This window comes from Maribacter sp., from assembly GCF_049667165.1.
In the GTDB taxonomy this organism is placed as follows: Bacteria; Bacteroidota; Bacteroidia; order Flavobacteriales; family Flavobacteriaceae; genus Maribacter_A.
In genome coordinates, this window is sequence record NZ_JBATHS010000338.1 from 1 (window position 1) to 22,019 (window position 22,019).

A 22,019-nucleotide genomic window follows, 5' to 3' on the forward strand; every position below is an offset into this window, starting at 1 on the left:
CGAAAAACGTTTCGGGGATGCTTTTGACAAGGACCAATTCTTGGCGACCAACCAACGCGTGATCGAATATCAGGAGAAAGCCGATGAGATCCTAAAAAGATTGGGAAGGTCATTGGAAAATGAGGACTTGGTCGATGTAAAAAACCTTATCGAGGAATTGGATATCGCCTGCCCCATGTCGGGCTCAAAGAATTGGACCGATGTAAAACAGTTCAATCTCATGTTCGGCACGAAAATAGGGGCCACTGCAGAAAGTGCGATGGACCTATATTTACGACCTGAAACTGCCCAAGGTATCTTTGTGAACTTCTTGAATGTCCAGAAAACCAGTCGTTTGAAAATTCCGTTTGGTATAGCCCAAACAGGCAAGGCCTTTCGGAATGAAATCGTGGCCCGACAGTTCATCTTTCGTATGCGTGAGTTCGAACAAATGGAAATGCAATTCTTTATTCGTCCCGGTTCACAGCAGGAATGGTATGAACAGTGGAAGGAAAATAGAATGAAATGGCATTTATCCTTAGGCATGGGCGAAGCGAATTATCGCTTTCATGACCATGAAAAGTTGGCCCATTATGCCGATGCAGCGGCCGATATCGAATTCAGGTTTCCATTTGGGTTCAAAGAGTTGGAAGGAATACATTCCAGAACCGATTTTGATTTGAGTCAGCACGAAAAATATTCCAACAAAAAACTACAATACTTCGACCCTGAACTTAAGGAGAATTATGTGCCCTATGTGGTTGAAACCTCCATTGGATTAGATCGTATGTTCTTGGCCGTCTTTTCCCATTCCTTACAGGAAGAGGTGCTCGACAATGACACGACACGAACCGTGTTGAAATTGCCTGCGGTTCTGGCACCGACCAAAGCGGCTGTCTTGCCTTTGGTGAAAAAAGACGGACTTCCTGAAGTAGCCTATAAGATCATTGAAGACCTTAAATGGGACTTTAATGTAATTTATGATGAAAAAGATGCCGTGGGTAGGCGTTATCGGAGACAGGATGCTGCCGGCACCCCATTCTGTATTACGGTAGACCACCAGTCCCTCGAAGATGAAACGGTTACCATTCGCCACCGCGATACCATGGAACAGCAGCGGGTTGCGATTTCAGCGGTAAAAGGTATTATTCATAAAGAAGTGGATATGCGGACCTGGCTACAACGCATGGGTTAGAGGGGCAGTCAGGGGGCATGTGTTAGGATAATGACCGGTTGGTTATTCTAATAACAAGGGCAGTACTGTAGCATTGATTACAGACTCGATTGTGATTCCGTTAATTGGATTCAATGTCTATGGGCCGCCATACCCCGCCAAATAGCTCATCTTCCGTTCCAAAAGAATGGGAACCCGAAATGCCTTTGCATTGCCCTGATAATGCTTCTACCTTAAAGCCATTGATGTCTTTGGCAACTTCTATGGTCTTATGGATGGCAAAAGGAATTTCCTTGTTTGGAAGCTCGATATGTCCCAGTAAATAGATTACGGAATAAAATGGTCCTATGTCCCCTGGGTCTTCCGATGCTGAGGCCCAAATACCACCATTTGGATCGATATGAAAATCGGTAATATTCCTTTTGGTTTCCCGATGGGTCCAATTCCCTGGCACATTGACATCTATGCCTGCAAGGCCTTTTTCATCCATAATAAATGCATGATCATCAATATTGAGAATGCCCCATCGTACCTTGCCATTCGGGTAAACGGTTGAACCGCCACGCTCACCCAAAACCACTATTCTTTGGTTTTCATCATAGGGCAAACAGGCCATCGCCTCATATTGGTCGCCAATTTCGTCTAAATCATTTCGATGTATCATAGGAATTTCCACACTCCCTATGATGGAGGCTTTTAGCTTTGTAGTATCTACCCTAATATGGAAAATGCGCCCCAATTTGCCTTGCCAATCCCCCGATTCAGCGATTAAATATTCATTGGGCTTGCCCGTAACGGCACAGATGCTTTCCAAATCATTGGCAATGCCACCCTTGCCCCAAGAAGTAAAGGGTATTGGCGAAACGGTTAATGCACTATGACTGACACTCACCAATCCTAATCGAATTCCATCGTTATTCCTTTTTAGGTCATAGACGACCAAATATGACCGGTCACCTATCTGTTCCATACCACTTGATCCACCGGATGTATTGAGTTCTGTGATTAAACCATGGCTTGTATCCGAAGATGCAATCACCAACGCTTTATTGGGGGTACAGGCAGTTAGTGATAATGTCAACCAAATAAATAAAACAAAGTATATGCATTCAAGCTTCAAGGTGTTGTTATTTTTTTATGAATATCATGATTGATGGTACTAAGTTAACCAATACCGCAAAAAGTAAAAGTTATTTATAACACATAATTCAACTGTAATCCGCCATATAGGTTTCGGTCATTGCCCGGGTAAAAATAACGGGGGGCACTACCCCCGAAACCCACGGCATTGATCAATACCGATTGGGCGTATTTGGTATCTGTCACGTTATTGATACCCATATCGAGGCCAATGGAGAACTTCTGGGAAAGTTGTTTTTTAAAACCTAGTCGGGTATGCAGCAAATTATAGGAAGCACTTGATATCGTATTCGCATCGGTCAGCGGAATGGCACCTACATACTGATAGGTGGTATTCCAATAAAGCCCATTTCGACCTTGTACTTGAAGTCCGGTATTCAATCGATGCTTGGGAACCCCGGTCAAAGGGTTGCCCGAATAATCGTTCCCTTCATCAACGAACTCTACAAACTTATGGTTGCTGTATGAATAGCTGATAAATGGGGTTACTATAAATTTTGGGATAAGGTCAAGTTTATAGTCCATATCAAGTTCCACACCCTGATGCTTCGTACTTCCGGCATTCTTACCGATATATTCGTCCTCACCGACACGCTGGGCCACGAGTAGATTTTTAATGGACATACGGTATAGGGCCAGATTGATCCTTAAATTATTGTTATCTAAAAACAGTTCGCTTCCCAACTCGTAGTTGGTACCGGTTTCTTGCGCGATATCCGGATTAATGACGCCCTCTGGGGTCAAGGTCTCTTCCAAACTTGGGTTAGAATACCCACGACTAATGTTCAAATACATATGTTGTTTGGGATAGAATGTATACATCAAAGTAAGGCTGGGTGAAAAAATGATATCAAAACTGCGTTTTCCACTGGTATCTTCCGCTCCTGTATGGTACATATCCCTAAAATCATAGTGGGTCTTATTGATATTCATACCCAGTTGTGCAGAAAAAAAACTGGCAAAAGGTAGGGTCAAGGTACCAAAAGCATTGAATTGCGTTCGAAATTCCTTATTATCGCTCAGCACATCACCTGTTAGACTTCCTTGACCATTATTGGTTTCATATAGGTTTTCATAGGTGGCCCAGTTATATTCATCTTTATAAAGTTCGGCACCTACGGAGTATTGGCTTGGGTGCTCTCCAAATTTAAAGTCGCCCAGGAATCGGGTTCTGAATCCATACCCATTGGTAAATTCATCCAAAATATTAAAAGGTCGGGGTTCATAATGATCTAAATAGGTATAAAAAACACTGGTGGTATTCGAAAGCTTTTGGTTAAAACCATGGGTAAAGGAAAGTCCCGCCAATGTATATTTATTAGCTTCATACCCTTTGGAGGCCTTCCAGGTAAATGCTGCCTGGGTAGGGTCCTCATCAAATGCACTTTGGCTTATTGAACTGGCGATTTGGGCGGTATAATCTATATGGTTGAATAAAAATGCGATCTTGTTTTTGTCGTTGATGGTGAAAGAGGTATTCACTAAAACGCCATCGCGATCAAAACGACTGTTTTCCCGATAGCCATCCAAGCCCATATGGCCATAACGAAGTTCCAAGGAAAACTGATGATCGGCATGGGTAAAACCAAGACTGTTTTTTAATAAACCATAAGAACCAACGGTAAGATTATTACGAAGGGTGGTCGCCTGTTGCAAAGCCTCTTTCGGGTTCAATATGATCGCCCCTCCTAAATTGGCGCCAAAGGCCGTTCCTTTGGGGCCCTTGATTACTTCAATGGAATTCATATCCTCAAGATCATAGGCTTCGATGGTTGAAAAACCGGAACCGTTGGTAACGGGGATATCATTATAGTAAAGACGTAATTTGTCCGTTCCATAGGGTGTTCTGGCCCCTACACCCCGAATTGTGATTCGATTGGTGTTCAAGGCTCCAGAAAGAACATAAACCCCGGAAATCTGGTTCAGGGAAGTGACCATTTCAACCGGACTGAAATTTTGAAAGACTTTGAAACCGATAATCTGCGAAGGCACTATGCCCGTCGCTTGTTTCTTCTTTACCGAATCGATCAAGACCACTTCTTTCAATTGGGTGATACTGTCCTTGACCAGAGGTTCTTGGGCTAAGGATATGGTGTGCGTGAAAATGAAGAAATAAACCAGGGATAAATATCTCATAACCCTAAGATAGGTAACAAAAAGCAGGAATAACAATAAATTCACGTTCAGTTTTCAACGGGTAAACACACTTTCATTTAAGACAGGAATACCTGAGGATAAAAGATGAAAATCAGGGATTGTTCAAAATACCACATCAATTTTATGGATGATCACAACAACAAAGTTGTTTTACACAACGTTTTGTAATATAAATACTATCAATTAGGATAACCTTTCCTATATTGACCACCTAAATGTAGTCAAAAGACTACAATATCGAATTATTAATAGACTTCCGAAAACCTAAATTATGACCATCTATGATCCTTAAAAATAGAGTACTTCTGCTGCTTTTCGTGATGATCGGTTTTGGCATGTACGCAAAAGTATCCCAATCTGAAAAAGAGGTTTTGTTGGAGTTGTTTCGTATGACCCAAGGAGAGCACTGGACGATGAGCTGGTCGTTGGATGAGCCTATTGCCAATTGGCACGGTGTTGAAATTGAGAATGATCGTATTATTGGTCTTCATTTGTTCAATAATAATCTGGTGGGCCAATTACCGCAATCAATATACAAGTTGCAACATTTAAAGGTACTCAATGTTGCATTCAACAAATTAAGCGGACAAATTCCCACAGAAATAGAAAACTTCAAGGAATTAAGGGAGCTACGTATGGGAAAAAACAAGCTAACGGGCTCAATTCCTGAACATATTGGAAATTTGCAGTTCCTCGAGGTTTTGGAGCTTTTTGATAATGAGTTCTCAGGAGCTTTACCATCGAGTATAGGGAGGTTGGCCCATTTGAAATCTTTGGTGTTATCCCATAATGGCATCGAAGGCCAGATTCCACAATCCATCGGAAATTTAACGCAGTTGGAAGGCTTGGAACTTGGAAGCAATAAAATTGAAGGCACCATTCCTGAAAGCCTTGGAGAACTCTTGAATCTTAACCGCCTTGTTCTTTTTGAAAATCAATTAAGCGGAACGGTACCCAATGCAATACTTGCACTCCCAAGATTAAAGGTACTACAATTGCAGAACAACAATATCGGCGTGGATGTGGCCTTTCAGAATTCGGCGAGGAAAGCGAACTTTGCCGTCTTTGATGTTGGGGATAAGATTTTACGTTTTAATGATGATGCCATTCACAATTTCGACTTTAAACAGGACACCAGAATGGCGGACACCAAATTCGAGGATGTCGATTAAGGAAGTTGGCATTGTCATTTTATGGCTAAAATCGGTAACCCAATGAAATGCCGCCACGGCCCACAATATCGGTAAAATAGTCACTACCCACCAAGTTACGGCCAATACCGCCATATATCTCGGCTACAAATCCTCTTTTCGTCACGAATTTTCCGCCAACGGAAATACCCAAGGCGAAAGCTGTGTATTTATCATCGGAAACTTCTTCAAAACCAGTGATGTCGCTATAATAATAGTATTCCTCCTTGCCTGTATTCAACATGCCAAATCCTTCGACAAAGAATCCCTTGGCATACCCTTTAGAGAAATATTGTCGATAATAGGGGGTCAATGAAAATGTTCGGTATTCATCCAAGAAATTGTCATCCCCTATATTGAACAATACCCCTAAGCCCAGTGAAGACTCTTCATTCAATAGCGCTTCATAGGAAACATCCAAAAATGTGAAGGCTATAAGGTTCGAGGCGTTCATCTTAAATTCGCTGGAGGCCTGTGGTTCATTCCCTTCATCCTGAGCCTGAATTGTAGTTGCCAGTATTATGGAGAACAGCGCGCAAATAATTGATTTATACATATTTCAAATATTATGGATCAACTTAAAACCTAAAACCAATTGAAAGTCCGGCACGAAACATAAAGGTGTCCTGAAAATCCTCTGGATTTATGTTCCGTCCGATGCCAGCACTCAGTTCCATACTGAATTTTTCACTTTGTGTTACCCATTTGTTGCCAATGCCCAAACCCAATGCGGTGGTACTATAATCGTTATTACGCACCCCAAGATTGTTATCGGGTATTTCATCCTCACCGGTATAATAGAGCCCAAAGGCTTCAGCAAAGAAACCACTTCTTGGCATATAACCAAAATAGGCCCTCAAATTGGGTCCTATCCCAAAATTTCCATTATAATCCGTTGCATCGCTATCGAAATAGAGGGTTCCACCGATACTCGTGTCCTCATTGAGAAAATATTCATAGGATCCCTCCACGGTACTGTTGGCCAAAAACAAACCGATATTGAACTTGAGTTCATTGTTATTGGTGAACCTGGGATAGGCCTGGGCACTTAATACTCCTGTGCTCAAAAGAGCAATTACAATATATAGATTTTTCATTGGGCAATGTGTTTATCCTTTCTGAACGAATCAAATCTTGTTCCAAAGCGGTAAAAATAGAAGCTAATATTGGGTTTAAATACATTTACCTTCTATTTTATATAAGTCGCAATGAAGGAGAATGAACAAAAAACAATCCTTATTTTTAGGGAAAATTAAGGGAATTGAAAATAGCTTCATACAATGTCAATGGCATTCGAGCTGCCATAAATAAAGGTTTTTTAGACTGGTTAAAGGCTGCTGACCCTGATGTTATATGCCTTCAGGAAATCAAGGCCATGAAAGAACAATTGGATCTTTCATTATTTGAGGAGGCCGGCTATTCATATAATTATTGGTTCAGTGCACAGAAAAAAGGCTATAGTGGCGTGGCCATATTGAGCAAGCAAAAACCCGAACAGGTTGCGTACGGTACAGGCATCGATTATATGGATTTTGAGGGAAGAAACCTCCGTGCCGATTTTAATGGGGTGTCTATCATGAGTCTCTATCTGCCATCGGGAACGAATATGGATCGGTTGGGTTTTAAGTTGAATTATATGGCCGAATTTCAGAAATATGTGGACGACCTAAGAAAGGAATATCCCAATTTGATTATCCTGGGCGATTACAATATCTGCCATCGGGCCATTGATATTCATGATCCTATCCGCAATAAAAATGTATCGGGTTTTTTGCCAGTGGAAAGGGAATGGATCGGGAACTTTATACAAAGTGGATTCATCGATAGTTTCAGGTATTTTAATGAAGATCCCCATAACTATACCTGGTGGACCTACCGCGCCAATGCAAGGAACAATAATAAGGGATGGCGTTTGGATTATGGTATGGTGAGCGAGGCCCTTGAAAATAGGTTAAAAAGATCGGTTATTTTATCCAATGCCAAACACAGCGACCATTGCCCGATTCTTGTTGAATTGGGATAATGCAAAAGCGTCGGTCTGCGAGGAAATAATATTCGTAAATTTGTGCCTTTAAAAATAAAAAAGTACCGTACATCGAATGATTTATACCAAATTACCCCATACCGATATCGAAGTTAGCAAAATTTGTTTGGGGACCATGACCTGGGGCAATCAGAATACAGAAGCTGAAGGGCATGAACAGATGGATTACGCCGTTGATCAAGGCATCAATTTTTTCGATACCGCTGAATTATACCCAATTCCGGCCCACCCCGACCGGTATGCCCATACCGAAATGATCATTGGCAACTGGTTCAAAAAAAACAAAAACCGTGACCAGGTCGTTTTGGCATCTAAAATTGCAGGGAATGGCGATTATTCAAAGTTCATACGAACTACCGGTTTTTCGAAAGAAGCGATCATAAGTGCTGTTAACGGCAGTTTGGAACGATTGCAGACTGATTATATTGATTTATACCAACTGCATTGGCCCGAACGCTCCACGAATTATTTTGGGCAAAGGGGGTATGAACATGATATTACCGACCATTGGGAGGACAATTTTCATCAGGTTCTTGAAACATTTCGAGATTTGATCCGTGAAGGTAAAATACGGCAGGTGGGCATTTCAAATGAAACGCCATGGGGAACGATGCGGTATTTGGAAGAGAGTAAGGTTCATTCGAGTCTTCCTAGAATGATCACCATTCAAAATCCGTATAACTTATTAAATCGAATATTCGAAATTGGCTTAAGTGAGATAGCCGTCAGGGAGCAAATAGGGCTTTTGGCCTATTCCCCCCTGGGATTTGGTGTACTGAGTGGCAAATATTTAGGTGGTTCGCTTCCTGAAAAGTCTAGATTGGCGCTATTTCCTAATTACAATCGGTATGCAGGCGCAAATGCGACAAAGGCCACCCAAAAATATTTTGAGCTTGCAACGCACCATGGGATGTCGTTGTCTCAAATGGCTTTGGCGTTCGTTAATACCAGACCTTTTGTAACCAGTACGATCATCGGGGCGACCACCATGGATCAACTCAAGCAGAATATCGGTACTATGGAGGTTGGTATTAGTAATGAACTCCTAAAGGGCATCAATGCCATACATCAAGAAATTCCTAATCCATCACCATAAATCCTTTCTATGTATTTTCTTAGTGTAGGTTTCGGACAACTGGTATTGATCATCGCGGTGATCATAATTATCTTGGTCATCGCTCGAATAATGCGGGATAAGCGTTAGTCGAATAAGCTGCGTACCACATCCTCGATCCTGGTGGCAAGGACAATATTGATTTTTGGATTTTTCAGGCTTATTTTGTTGTTTTTGGAAACATAAATGGTGCTGAACCCTAATTTTTCAGCTTCGAGAATACGTTGTTCAACACGCTGCACAGGCCTAATCTCCCCTGCCAGACCAACCTCGGCGGCAAAACATATCCCTTTTTCAATGGGAATATCGGAATTGCTGGATAGAATGGCGGCGATTACGGCCAGATCAATGGCCGGGTCATCGACGGTAATTCCGCCAGTAATGTTCAGGAATACATCTTTGGCCCCCAATTTGAATCCTGCCCTTTTCTCAAGTACTGCCAAGAGCATATTCAAGCGTTTGGCATTGTACCCTGTTGTTGAACGTTGGGGGGTACCATAGACCGCGGTGCTTACCAAGGCTTGGATTTCTATCATCAAAGGACGCATGCCTTCAACCGTTGAGGCAATTGCGGTACCACTGAGCCCTTCGTCGTTTTTTGAAATCAATATTTCCGAGGGGTTGTTCACTTCCCGTAAACCGCTGCCCTGCATCTCATAAATACCGAGTTCCGCGGTAGATCCAAATCGGTTTTTGAGTGCCCTGAGAATGCGGTATACATAATTTCGATCGCCTTCAAATTGAAGTACCGTATCGACCATATGCTCTAGTATTTTTGGCCCCGCTATGGATCCATCCTTGGTAATGTGCCCAATCAAAATCACGGGCGTATTGGTTTCCTTCGCGAATTTTATGAGTTCCGCGGCGCATTCCCGTATTTGTGAAATGCTTCCCGCAGCCGATTCGATATAGTCGGAATGCAGTGTTTGGATAGAATCTATGACCACGATGTCAGGTTCCATCGCTTCGATCTGTTGAAATATATTCTGGGTTTTGGTTTCTGTAAGGATATAGCAATTTTCACTGTTGGGAAGAATACGGTCTGCCCGCATCTTGATTTGTTTTTGACTCTCCTCACCGGAAACATACAGGGTTTTATACGGGAGCTTTAAAGCGATTTGAAGCAGTAAGGTACTTTTTCCGACACCAGGTTCCCCACCCAATAAGACCATAGATCCAGGAACAAGTCCTCCCCCAAGCACCCGATTGAATTCAAGGTCATATGTATTTAAACGCAATTCTTTATCAATATTAATCTCATTGATTCGTAATGGTTTAGCTATTTTTTTTGCGGTATTAGAGGCGCGCTTCCATCCCTTTGTCTCTTCTTTTTGGATGACCTCTTCCACAACGGTGTTCCATTCCTTACAGGCCATGCATTGTCCTACCCATTTGGCGTATTGGGTACCACAGTTTTGACAAAAAAATGTTGTTTTGGTTTTGGCCATTCCTTGGATTAGGGTTTGGCGCTAAGATATTGCGGATGGGGATAAAAACCAAGGTTTGTTTTTGATTGCCTACTTCTTGGGTAAAGTTTATGAGTTTAGAAAGTTTATAAGTTTATGGCAACGTGAAATTGAATTGTACGATTGCACACTTGAGGCACTGTACTGATCTTGTCGAAGTGGGACCTTAGGGGTGTTGGTGGATTGCTGTAAAATGTTTGATTAGGGTACGAATGTAACATCAGCAAAATGCCGGTATTATTTTATTTGCTTGCTTGGTATGCCATTCGTTAGACCTTTTCGCCTTTGGTGTAGACTATCGTGGGCAGTCATAAAGTTAAGAAGGTCATGAGCAAAAATGTCCGGTCGAGCGGAGTCGAGACCTCCTTATTTGTCCAAGAGTTGAGTTCTAGACTGCGCTATTAATCCCGTAACACGCGTATCTTAACCCTCTCCTAAACTCCTAAACTTTTTTTCAATACCCGAAATCCGCTTTTAAGGCATCGATTTTTTCAAGGGCCATTTCCTTGGTCAGGAAATCGATTTCTTCCATACCAAATGCTTTTTCAAAGGTACGTAGCGCTTTTTTGGGCTCCCCCAATTGCTCATAATATTCCCCTTCGAAATAAAAGCCCAACATGGTGCTGGGAAATTCGACCTTGCATAAATCCGATAAGGGCTTTAAGGATTCCAAATCCTCTTTTTTACGGATACCGGCATAGATGGCCATGATATCATTGAGGGCAACCGTCTTTTTGATTCCAAATAAATTCTCAATGGTCTTATATTTGGTTTCCAAATAGTTGAAGACTGGTTCTTCTGAGGTCAAAATCTGGGTTTTGTATTCTTTCGGACTTATAGGTTTGAACATGCCAAAGATATTGTCGAAGGCCTTCCCGATTCCATAGGTTACGATAGAGGTGTGATCTGCATTGGGGTACTCGTCAAAATAATAATGCAATGATTCTTTGTCAATGGCCTTAATGGCCTTATCCATGGCTAAGATTCTGGGGGTGTCCTTATTTTTCTCGCCCTCAAGGATCAGTTGATAGAAAATCTGCTGGTTAATAGCTTTCAATCTTTGCGGTACGTTGATTTCCATATCAGGAGCCAAGGTGGGTGAAATATTGATATACGCATTGAACATTGAATTTTCCTTGAACAACCAATAGTTTTCAAAATTGGCTGTAATATCATAGCCAACAATCATTTTAAAAGGCGCTGTATTGTAATTCAAATCGAGATAAGGAATGATTTCCATCCCGAGGAATTCGAAAAACCCATTTCCTTTTTCGGCAGGCAATCCTGTTTCCTCGTCAAAAGCACAATCATCCAATCGAATACTTTCCTTGCTTTGGTGAATGCCAACAACAATAGACGTAGGCATACCATGGAACCTACTGTAGAATTTGGAAGTCGCCACTACTTGATCAAATAGATAATCGGCATCCAAAACGACGATGAGTGGGTGTTTTTGATCCTTGTCATCATCTTCGGGGAAATAATAACTGACATCCCTTCTTTCCTGAAGTTTAAAGGATTCGAATATCTCTTTGCTTATTTGGGCATTAAGTGCATAACAGGCAAGAAAAGCCAAAAGTAGGGGTAAACGTCGCATAGAAAAGCATTATGGTAACTTACCTTGTTACCGGTTTCTGTTCAATAACGGCAATAACAGAAAAGATATTGCCCCGAAAACCACCACCACGACCGTTTGTGATATCCACATAATCCATCCAAAGGCATCCCCTGAAACCGAACTGACCCCAAAAATGGCCAAGGCCTTGCTCACGGCGATAGGGTATAGTCCTACCCCACCATTTGTTGTAGTTATGGCAAATGCACCAGCTACAAAGGCCACCAAGAGTTGGCTTATGGTCAAGGGAACGGTTTCTGCAACCGTATATTTAATGACCACGAACATACCAATATAACACCCCCAAATGAGCAACGTGAAAAATGCAAAAGCCCATTTGTTCTTCATTTTAAAAATGCTAAGAACCCCGTCTAACAAACCTTTTACGAATTTTTTTATTTTTACCGCGATCCCGGTTGAGGATTTTTTAATGAATAGGAAGAAAATCAATGCCCCTAAGATCCCTAGGAATAACATCAGTAGAATGCTTTTGTAATTGAAACCCCTGTTTTGAAGAAATTCAACGATAATCTCTGTTTGTAAAATAAGGGTAGTTGAAATAATGGTCAAGAGCATGATCAAATCGATCACTCTTTCTGTAACAATGGTGCCGAACCCCTTTTCAAAAGGCACACTTTCATAGGTGGTCAAGGCAGTGGCACGCAATATTTCACCTGACCTAGGGATACCTAAATTGGCGAAATAAGAAATAAGGATGATCAAAAGGTTGTTACTTAATTTTGGTTGATAGCCTAATGGCTTCAACAAGTAATTCCATCGTATGGCCCTGGCCACATAGGCAATAACCCCTAATAGTAAGGAGAGACCGACCCAAAACATATCTGCCTCCTTGATATGATATATGATCTGTTCCCTATCAGCTTCGGAGGTCGAATCGTACCAGTACCAAACCAAAAAAACTCCCAAGGCAATTGGGAGTATGGTTTTTAAGGACTTTTTTATGGAGATGGTCAAAAAATCAATTTAACAGGTTCGTAGCCTCATTCGGAAAAACCAAGGCAGGTTTGAATGTTCTGGCCTCCTCAATATCCATTCTGGCATAAGTGATCAATATCAAAATATCACCAACTGCAACTTTTCGCGCAGCGGCGCCGTTCAAGGTAAGCTCTCCACTACCCCGAGGTCCTGGAATAACATAGGTTTCCAATCGTTCCCCATTATTATTGTTCACAATCTGGACTTTTTCGCCTTGAATAATGTTCGCTGCATCCATCAAATCTTCGTCTATGGTAATACTACCAATATAGTTGAGGTCTGCACCGGTAACCCTAATGCGGTGGATTTTCGATTTTACAACTTCTATTTGCATGGGACAAAGTTAATTAATTAAGGGCAATATTGTCTATTAGTCGCACATCTTCAGCATAAACGGCAATGAACGCCCTATATTTTATGTTTTTATATTTTCTAAGAACAGGTTTCAATGTATTGGTTGGGGTAATCTCAATATACTCAAGCTTCAAATCTGGATGTTGCTCAAATTGTTTTTTCACCCATTCCTTAACGTTTATAGCACTTTCCGTGCCAAATTTCTTTTTGGCAGCCTTTAAGGTCCTGTAAATAAATGAGGCCTTCTCCCTCATGCTTTTTGATAACCTTTCGTTTCTGGAACTATAGGCCAATCCATTGGCCTCCCTGACAATCGGGCAACCAATGATTTCAACGGGAATGTTCCTGATTTCGGTAAGCTTTTTTATGATCTGAAGTTGTTGAAAATCCTTTTCGCCAAAATAGGCCCTAGTGGGTTTCACCAAGGTCAATAGTGCTTCTACTATGGTACCTACACCATCAAAATGTCCCGCCCTAAAGGCACCTTCCATAACCTTGTCCAAGCCATCGAAATCATACGATTCCGATTTGACTTTTTCGGTGTACATCTCTTGTATGTGAGGTGCAAAGACGATAATGTCCTTTGCTATGTTACCAATGATTTCCAAATCGGCAGTCAGTGTCTGCGGATAATTTTTCAGATCCTCAGGATTGTTGAACTGGGTTGGATTCACAAAAATACTTACCACAACAACGGAATTCTCGGCAACCGCCCTTTGGATCAAGGCTGCATGTCCTATATGTAAAGCCCCCATTGTAGGCACCAGCCCAAGATCATCCTTTTTATCCAATGCCCAAAGATGTTCCTTAAGTTGTTTTCTGGTTTTGATCAGCAACATAGGTTTCATTTAAAAGGGAGCAAACTTACTATAAATACTGCTAATCTGCATAATTTTTGTAATTTTGCAGCAATCTTTTCAAGATAAATAAAATATTGCTTTTATGAATGGTAAAAAGATATTGTTTGTATCTTCAGAATTAGTCCCCTACCTCCCAGAGAACGAAGTTTCCTTAATGTCATACGAAACCCCAAGGATGGTCAATAGCAATGGCGGCCAAATTAGGATTTTTATGCCCAGATACGGGAACATCAATGAACGTAGGCATCAATTACATGAGGTAATTCGTTTATCAGGGATGAATCTGGTCATAAACGATATCGATATGCCCCTTATTATAAAGGTAGCTTCAATACCAAAAGAGCGCATACAGGTTTATTTCATCGACAATGAGGAGTATTTTAAACGAAAGGCCACCTTTACGGATACGGAAGGGAAACTTTTTGAGGACAATGACCAAAGGGCCATATTTTTCGCTAAAGGTGTCGTTGAAACTGTGAAAAAATTGAATTGGTCCCCCGATATCATCCATGTGCATGGGTGGTTGGCATCCCTTTTACCTTTGTATTTGAAAAAATACTACGCTGATGAGCCTCTATTCGGGGACAGCAAGATAGTTACTTCGGTATATGGCAAAGGTTTTGATGACGCACTTGATAAGGATATGATCAAGAAGATTACCTTCGACGGTATTTCAGAGGATGCTATTAGCACCCTTAAAACCCCGAACTATAATAATTTGTTAAAAGTGGCGGTAGATTATTCCGATGCTATTATTTTAGCCGCGGAAGATATTCCAGAAGATTTACTAAACCATATTTCCAACCTAGAAAAACCCGTGTTGCCTTATGTTCCTTTACAAGGTTTTGAAGAAGCATATGCAAATTTCTATAACACTGAAGTTTTAAAATAATCTAAATGAGTTTTTTTAAGCGAGTTAATTTCCCTGTGCTAACGGGTGCATTGTTTATGGTAGCCTTTGTTTCCTGTAAAGAGGAAATTACAACAATAGGTTCGGAGGTTATTGGCGGTGAGCCTTTTAAAACGGATAGGGCGGAGTTTGATGTATTTGCCTATAATAAAAAGACAAATGCCGTACGTACGAATCGATTGCCCCTATATCAATTGGGAATTTACAACGATCCTATCTATGGGAAGACCGACGCGCAAATTACAGCTCAATTAGTATTGTCATTGGCCAAGCCTACCTTTGGGTTTTATACCCAGGAAATCGAGGACAATGCCGATAATGATACGAGTATAAACACAATTCCGGAAGAGGAAACCATCGATTCGGTGTTCTTATACATCCCTTATCTCAAGAATCCCAAAGGGGATTTGGACAATGACGGGGTGTCTGATCTTTTTGATATAGATCCTGAAGATGCAAACAGTGATACCGATGGGGATGGACTGACTGATTCCCAAGAAACCTCGGGGGGAACCGACCCCCTCAACCAGGATTCAGATGGCGATGGTATCAATGATGGGGAAGATGACTCCACAGCCACGAACAATTATGCACGAAGGGTCGATATCGATAGTGTGTATGTCGATGGTGGTAGCTATGATAAGGATGTTGAAACTTCCTTCGATTTAAAAGTTGAACGTTCTACATACTTTTTAAGGGATTTAGATCCAGGTTCAAATTTTCAGGAAGCCCAGGAATATTTTTCATCCCAACAGTTTTCACCCGATTTCGTTTCAGATCTACTATTTCAGGGAAGCTATGTGATCGATGATAAACAGTTCTTGTTGAACCAACAGGATGACACTGAAACCGATGAAGATGAATCTGCTTTGTTCCAGCGCATTGAGCCAGGTATCAGGGTGCCATTGGACAATAGTTTCTTTCAAGAAAATATAATTGATAAGGAAGGGGACCCAGAACTTTTAAGCCAAGCAAATTTCAATGATTTTTTACGGGGCTTGCATTTATCCGTAGTGCCAAGTTCACAAGATGTAATGTTGCTACTTGATGTTAGTGGGGCTTCTGTTACGCTGTATTATCATTATGATCGGGTAGACACCAACGATACCGCCGATGATACTTCGGACGATGAGGTAGTTCAAGAGCAAGCGGAATTCGTATTTAATTTATACAGTCAGAACACGAATTGGAACGTAGTGAACACCTTTCAGAACGAACCCTATCCCGCGAATATCTCAAGTGCGATGGATACTGGGGAAAATGCGTCGAGCATTTTTGTAAAAGGTGGTGCTGGGGCTTATACCGAAATAAAATTGTTTTCAGAGGATACGGCAGAAGCCCAGAATGTCATCGATCAGATCAAAAGCAATAATTGGATCATCAATGAGGCTAATTTGGTGTTTTATGTGGATAAGGAGGCCATTGCCGTCCCCGGGGGTATAATAGAACCACCGCGGCTTTATTTGCATAATTTGGATGAAAGTTCCCCTTTGATTAATACAGCGACCGAAGTAACCGATGATTCGTCCCTGCCACTTTTTGGAAGATACCTTAACTATGATGGGGTTATCAAAAAATCTTCGGATGGTATAGGTGAAAAATATACGATAAGAATAACAGACTATATCAATGACTTGATTATTAGGGACGCTACCAACGCCACCTTGGGACTTACCAATACACCCGACATCAACATTGATGTCTTGAATGTTTTTGGCAATGCCATTTTTGAGGATGGCGAGATGGACATACCGGCAGCTTCCACCTTGAGTCCTTTGGGCACTATACTACATGGTGCAACCCAAGAGAATGGAGATAAACGTTTAAAGTTGGAAATATTCTATACAGAAACGGATCAATAAAAAACTTTCCCCCAGTACATAATTCAATCGGTTTTATAGCGGTAGTATACCACTTACAGATTATTGACGTTTTACATCTAAGAGTTACAGGGTTTTACATCCTAAGTATTAGATTTGAAAAAAAATTCTAATTTAAGCCATCTAACAAAAAATATATTATGTGTGGAATTGTAGGGTATATTGGTCACAGGGATGCCTATCCCATTATAATGAAAGGTCTTCAGCGCTTGGAATATCGAGGGTATGATAGTGCAGGGATTGCCCTATTTGACGGGAATCAAATCAATCTGTCAAAAACCAAGGGCAAGGTTGAGGATTTGAATCAAAAATCCAAATCTGGCATGTCATTGGAAGGTACCTTGGGAATTGGTCACACCCGTTGGGCCACACATGGGGTACCGAACGACGTGAATTCACATCCACATTATTCCAATTCAGGAGATTTGGTGATCATTCATAACGGAATCATCGAAAACTATGAGTCCCTTAAAAAAGAATTGATGAATCGGGGGTATACCTTTACTTCCGACACGGATACCGAGGTACTGATCAACCTGATTGAAGAGGTGCAGAAAACGGAAGGTGTAATGTTAGGGCAAGCGGTTCAAATAGCTTTGAACCAAGCCATTGGCGCCTATGCCATTGCCGTTTTCGATAAGAAAAAGCCCGATGAGATTGTAGTGGCGAAATTAGGTAGTCCTTTGGCGATTGGCATTGGTGAAAATGAATTTTTTATTGCATCGGATGCCTCTCCCTTTATTGAATTCACGAACAATGCAGTCTATTTGGAAGATGAGGAAATGGCCATTATACGACTTGGGAAGGAAATAAAGTTGCGAAAAATAAAGAATGATGCGGTGGCCTATCCCAATATTTTGGAACTTCAATTGAATTTGGAGGAAATCGAAAAAGGAGGGTACGATCATTTTATGTTGAAGGAAATCTATGAGCAGCCCCGGGCTATTATGGATACCTATCGGGGCCGTTTATTGGCCGATCAGGGATTGATAAAAATGTCGGGAATCGATCAAAACCTCGAAAAATTCCTTAATGCCAATAGAATAATAATCGTTGCTTGCGGTACTTCATGGCACGCAGGATTGGTAGCGGAATATATCTTTGAGGATTTGGCCCGTATTCCAGTCGAAGTGGAATATGCTTCGGAATTCAGATATAGAAACCCCGTTATAACCGATAAGGATGTATTGATAGCGATTTCCCAATCAGGGGAAACGGCCGATACTTTGGCGGCTATTAAATTGGCCAAGGAAAAAGGAGCCTTTGTCTTTGGGGTCTGTAATGTTGTGGGTTCCTCCATAGCTAGGGAGACCCATGCAGGGGCCTATACGCATGCCGGACCGGAAATCGGTGTTGCCTCAACAAAAGCGTTCACTACACAAATAACCGTTTTGACCTTATTGGCCTTAAAATTGGCCAAGGAGAAAGGTGTATTTTCAGAATCGCGATTCCATGAGTTCTTATCCGAGTTGGAGACAATCCCCGCTAAGGTCGAAAAGGCATTGGAGGCCAATCCTTTGGTCGAGATTATCGCGGATGTGTACAAAGATTCCACCAACTGTCTATATCTGGGTAGAGGATACAATTTCCCGGTTGCCCTTGAAGGAGCCCTCAAATTAAAGGAGATCAGTTATATCCATGCCGAGGGATATCCCGCCGCAGAAATGAAGCATGGCCCAATTGCTTTGATAGATGAGCAAATGCCCGTTATTGTCATAGCTACCAAGAAAGGCCATTATGAAAAAGTAGTTAGTAATATACAGGAAATAAAGTCCCGTAAAGGTAAGATTATCGCCATAGTGACCCAGGGCGATACCCAAGTAAGGGAATTGGCGGACCACGTTATCGAGGTGCCTGAGACCTTTGAGAGCTTAACACCATTGTTGACAACCATTCCGCTACAATTGTTGTCTTATCACATCGCCGTGATGAGGGGTTGTAATGTAGATCAGCCTCGTAATTTGGCAAAATCGGTTACGGTGGAATAATAATACGGGTTTATAAATAAAGGAAAGGGCCATGATCTAAATCATGGCCCTTTCTGTGTTAATATTATAGATTGTGCAAAATAACCCCCATTTTTTTGGCAAAAAATATACTATGCACGCATAATTTTATGATTTTATGATTTTCCAATATAAAAAAATCTGTATATTGGCCACGAACTAATTTAACTTCTAACTAAAATGAGAGCGATACTTTTTTTATCCTTGTTGATGCTGGGGACCATTGGGGTTGCCCAAACAACGATTACAGGGAATGTTGTTGATCCCAACAACGAACCTGTCCCAGGGTCAAATGTGGTTATTGTCGGTAAGGCAGTAGGTGCTGTATCGGATTTTGATGGTAATTTTACTTTGAAAACTTCTGAAACACCCCCATTTCAATTAAAAATTTCAAGTATCGGTTACACCGACACCACTTTTGATGTCACTTCGAACAATCAGAATATAACGATTGTTCTTAACGAGGCATCCACAATTCTTGATGAAATCGTTATTTCGGCATCAAGAACGCCTGAACGATTGTTCGAATCCCCTGTTTCCATTGAGCGTTTTGGGTTAAAGGATATTCAAAATACTTCGGCGGCCTCTTTTTATGGAGGTTTGGAAAATTTGAAGGGTGTTGATATCAACACCAACAGTTTAACGTTCCAATCCATAAATACACGGGGCTTTGCCAGCTTTGCGAATACCAGGTTCATGCAATTGGTCGATGGTATGGACAACTCCTCTCCGGCACTGAACTTTGTTCTTGGTAACTTGGTTGGGATGAACGATTTGGATGTGCAAAGTGTTGAAATTCTTCCCGGGGCGTCTTCCGCACTCTATGGAGCAAACGCTTTTAATGGAATTCTGTTTATGAGAAGTAAGAGTCCATTTGATTTTCAGGGAATCAGCGCCTATATCAAAACTGGGATCACTTCCCAAAAAGCTGCCGGTGACAATCCTTATTATGATTTTGGAATACGCGCTGCCCATGCCTTCAGTGATAAATTGGCGGTTAAGGCAAGTTTCTCCTATATGGAAGGGACCGATTGGTATGCCGTAAATGAAGAAGATTTGAACAATCCCGGCTTTACAAGGGCTGACCCAGGGTATGATGGGCTCAACGTTTATGGAGAAGCCGTTTCCGGGACCGTTAATTTTGATGCCTTGGCTGGACTACCGTCGGGAACATTGGGTTCTGCATTTGTTACAAGAACGGGTTATGCCGAAAGTGACCTGACCGATTATGATGCGCAAAGTGTAAAGTTTGATGGGGCCATTCACTATCGGCCCTTTGCCGATGACTTTGAAATCATATATAACGGTAGGGTAGGCCGCGGCTCCACAATTTACCAAGGGGCCAATAGATATTACATCGATAATTTTTCCTTACAGCAACACAAGTTGGAGTTCAGGAACGACAACTTTTTTGTGAGGGGATACATCACATCTGAGAATGCTGGGGATTCTTATGATACAAGATTAGCAGCGGTCAATGTAAATAGAAAATGGAAAAGGGATCTCCCTAACCCAAATGACCCAAGTGAGGCTTCGTGGTTTGGGGATTATGCTGCTACCTATATTGGTGCTAAGTTGGGTATTGGCACCGGGGTACAATTGGATGATGCCACAGCCCATGCCGCAGCGAGGGCTGCAGCGGATACGGGTAGGTTAATCCCAGGTACACCTGAATTTAAAGCTGCTTTCAATACCGTAATTGCAGATGGGAATGTAGCCACTGGCGCCAGATTTATTGACAATACAAAATTGAGGCATATTGATGCGAATTATAATTTTAGTCATTTGACAAGCGATTTTGCCGATATTCAGATGGGGGGCTCTTACAGGGAATATGAATTGAATTCCAGCGGAACCATTTTTACCGATAATGATGGCCCCATTCCTTATGCAGAATATGGATTGTACACGCAGCTCCAGAAAAAATTTATGGATGAGCGTATAAAGTTCACAGGATCTGTTCGTTATGATAAAAATGAATTGTTCGATGGGTTTGTTTCCCCAAGGGGTTCTTTGACCTATACGGTAGGTGAGAATAGAAATCATAATTTCAGGGGATCCTTCCAAACAGGGTTTAGAAACCCAACCACTCAAGACTTATATATTGGTTTAGACGCAGGTCGTGCGCGTTTGGTAGGTGCCTCACCAGATAACTTAGATCGATATGTTTTTGACACCTCGGTCTCTACCAATGGCGCTGCCATTGTTGGGTCCAATACCGTTACGTTGGTAGGTAGGGCTGCCTATGAAAATGCATTCTCTGTCAGTTCGCTGGCGGCAGGTACACCAGAAGTGGTGAATACCCCTCTGGTTAAGCCTGAAAAAGTGACGGCGTTGGAATTAGGGTATCGCGGTCAAATAGGAAAAGTAGTAGTTGATATCAGTGGTTACTATAATGATTATCAAGATTTTATATCACAAAAATTTGTGGCAACACCAAAATATGGCCAAGCAGGGGATGGTGGGCTTTCACTTTTGGCCTTGCAAAACAACGACATACAAATATTTAACACCTATACCAACTCATTGGCAGATATAACGTCTTACGGGGTCACGGCAGGCATTGAAGCCAAGGTATTGGGTAATTTTGATGTAGGTATCAACTATACCTATGCCGACTTTGACTTTGACGAAACATCGGATCCCGATTTTCAGCCCCAGTTCAACACGCCACGTAACAAGGTGAAGGCATCTTTTGGAAATACGGAGTTGTTCGATAATTTCGGTTTTAATGTCAACTATAGATGGACCGAGACCTTCTTGTGGGAGAACTCATTTGCGACCGGTAAAATACCTTCTTTTAGCGTACTCGACGCCCAAGTCAATTATGCGGTACCGAGTATAAAGTCAGTATTTAAACTGGGAGCCTCAAACCTATTGGGGGATGAGTATTATACGGCGGTAGGAACGGGGTATATAGGTTCTCAATATTACTTGTCCTGGACCATAAACAATTAAGGCTCATAGGAATTAAAGAAAGAAAAAGACGCTTGTTTAAGCGTCTTTTTACTTTTTTAAAAAAGGACAGAAAAGCATTTCAATTTAAAATTGAAAAACATATCTTTGCAGCCTGAAAATCATGGGATGTCACATCCAGATTTCGGATTTAAAGAACAAAAAAACATAAACACGTT

At 41.6% G+C, this 22,019-nt stretch carries 17 protein-coding genes; 8 read left to right on the forward strand and 9 right to left on the reverse strand.

The window, feature by feature from the left end; all coding sequences use genetic code 11:
* Positions 1 to 1,174: glycine--tRNA ligase (locus WBM98_RS15675; protein ID WP_424366964.1), on the forward strand; the 1,174-nt coding region annotated here is incomplete at its 5' end.
* A 100-nt stretch (positions 1,175 to 1,274) separates the two neighbouring features.
* Here WBM98_RS15675 and WBM98_RS15680 read toward each other — a convergent pair.
* Both WBM98_RS15680 and WBM98_RS15685 read right to left on the reverse strand, forming a co-directional pair.
* Positions 1,275 to 2,234 (reverse strand): hypothetical protein, encoded by a 960-nt coding sequence (locus WBM98_RS15680; RefSeq protein WP_424366965.1) that lies wholly within the window; start codon positions 2,232 to 2,234, stop codon positions 1,275 to 1,277.
* A gap of 113 nt (positions 2,235 to 2,347) precedes the next feature.
* Positions 2,348 to 4,429, reverse strand: coding sequence for a TonB-dependent receptor family protein (locus tag WBM98_RS15685; protein WP_424366966.1), 2,082 nt, complete (start codon positions 4,427 to 4,429; stop codon positions 2,348 to 2,350).
* A 302-nt stretch (positions 4,430 to 4,731) separates the two neighbouring features.
* Here WBM98_RS15685 and WBM98_RS15690 point away from each other — a divergent pair, with 302 nt between their 5' ends.
* On the forward strand, positions 4,732 to 5,622 hold the full coding sequence (locus WBM98_RS15690; RefSeq protein WP_424366967.1) for a leucine-rich repeat domain-containing protein: 891 nt from the start codon (positions 4,732 to 4,734) through the stop codon (positions 5,620 to 5,622).
* Positions 5,623 to 5,647: 25 nt separating this feature from the next.
* On the opposite strand, the gene WBM98_RS15695 is transcribed toward WBM98_RS15690, so the two are convergent.
* Both WBM98_RS15695 and WBM98_RS15700 read right to left on the reverse strand, forming a co-directional pair.
* The gene (locus WBM98_RS15695; RefSeq protein ID WP_424366968.1) at positions 5,648 to 6,196 is read right to left on the reverse strand and encodes a DUF3575 domain-containing protein; all 549 of its coding nucleotides are present in this window, start codon (positions 6,194 to 6,196) and stop codon (positions 5,648 to 5,650) included.
* 22 nt (positions 6,197 to 6,218) lie between these two features.
* On the reverse strand, positions 6,219 to 6,737 hold the full coding sequence (locus WBM98_RS15700; RefSeq protein ID WP_424366969.1) for a hypothetical protein: 519 nt from the start codon (positions 6,735 to 6,737) through the stop codon (positions 6,219 to 6,221).
* Positions 6,738 to 6,901: 164 nt separating this feature from the next.
* Between WBM98_RS15700 and WBM98_RS15705 the strand changes: the two genes are divergently transcribed.
* Positions 6,902 to 7,663, forward strand: coding sequence for an exodeoxyribonuclease III (locus tag WBM98_RS15705; RefSeq protein ID WP_424366970.1), 762 nt, complete (start codon positions 6,902 to 6,904; stop codon positions 7,661 to 7,663).
* Between the two features lie 76 nt (positions 7,664 to 7,739).
* Complete coding sequence (locus tag WBM98_RS15710; protein WP_424366971.1) at positions 7,740 to 8,780, forward strand: aldo/keto reductase; 1,041 nt, start codon at positions 7,740 to 7,742, stop codon at positions 8,778 to 8,780.
* Positions 8,781 to 8,884: 104 nt separating this feature from the next.
* On the opposite strand, the gene radA is transcribed toward WBM98_RS15710, so the two are convergent.
* The 5 genes from radA to panC all read right to left on the reverse strand — a co-directional run bounded on the left by radA (position 8,885) and on the right by panC (position 14,068).
* The gene (radA, locus tag WBM98_RS15715; protein ID WP_424366972.1) at positions 8,885 to 10,246 is read right to left on the reverse strand and encodes a DNA repair protein RadA; all 1,362 of its coding nucleotides are present in this window, start codon (positions 10,244 to 10,246) and stop codon (positions 8,885 to 8,887) included.
* Positions 10,247 to 10,718: 472 nt separating this feature from the next.
* Positions 10,719 to 11,861 (reverse strand): alpha/beta hydrolase, encoded by a 1,143-nt coding sequence (locus WBM98_RS15720; protein ID WP_424366973.1) that lies wholly within the window; start codon positions 11,859 to 11,861, stop codon positions 10,719 to 10,721.
* Between the two features lie 27 nt (positions 11,862 to 11,888).
* On the reverse strand, positions 11,889 to 12,854 hold the full coding sequence (locus WBM98_RS15725) for a lysylphosphatidylglycerol synthase transmembrane domain-containing protein (protein WP_424366974.1): 966 nt from the start codon (positions 12,852 to 12,854) through the stop codon (positions 11,889 to 11,891).
* Positions 12,855 to 12,858: 4 nt separating this feature from the next.
* Positions 12,859 to 13,209, reverse strand: coding sequence for an aspartate 1-decarboxylase (panD, locus tag WBM98_RS15730; RefSeq protein WP_424366975.1), 351 nt, complete (start codon positions 13,207 to 13,209; stop codon positions 12,859 to 12,861).
* 13 nt (positions 13,210 to 13,222) lie between these two features.
* Positions 13,223 to 14,068, reverse strand: a complete 846-nt coding sequence (panC, locus tag WBM98_RS15735; RefSeq protein WP_424366976.1) for a pantoate--beta-alanine ligase — start codon at positions 14,066 to 14,068, stop codon at positions 13,223 to 13,225.
* A 103-nt stretch (positions 14,069 to 14,171) separates the two neighbouring features.
* Between panC and WBM98_RS15740 the strand changes: the two genes are divergently transcribed.
* The 4 genes from WBM98_RS15740 (at position 14,172) to WBM98_RS15755 (ending at position 21,843) form a co-directional block, all read left to right on the forward strand.
* A complete protein-coding gene (locus WBM98_RS15740) occupies positions 14,172 to 14,981 on the forward strand; it encodes a glycogen/starch synthase (protein WP_424366977.1) in 810 nt (269 codons plus the stop codon).
* Positions 14,982 to 14,986: 5 nt separating this feature from the next.
* The gene (locus WBM98_RS15745) at positions 14,987 to 16,861 is read left to right on the forward strand and encodes a DUF4270 family protein (RefSeq protein WP_424366978.1); all 1,875 of its coding nucleotides are present in this window, start codon (positions 14,987 to 14,989) and stop codon (positions 16,859 to 16,861) included.
* A gap of 158 nt (positions 16,862 to 17,019) precedes the next feature.
* Complete coding sequence (gene glmS, locus WBM98_RS15750; protein ID WP_424366979.1) at positions 17,020 to 18,867, forward strand: glutamine--fructose-6-phosphate transaminase (isomerizing); 1,848 nt, start codon at positions 17,020 to 17,022, stop codon at positions 18,865 to 18,867.
* 198 nt (positions 18,868 to 19,065) lie between these two features.
* Positions 19,066 to 21,843, forward strand: coding sequence for a TonB-dependent receptor (locus tag WBM98_RS15755; RefSeq protein WP_424366980.1), 2,778 nt, complete (start codon positions 19,066 to 19,068; stop codon positions 21,841 to 21,843).
* Positions 21,844 to 22,019 lie beyond the last annotated feature (176 nt).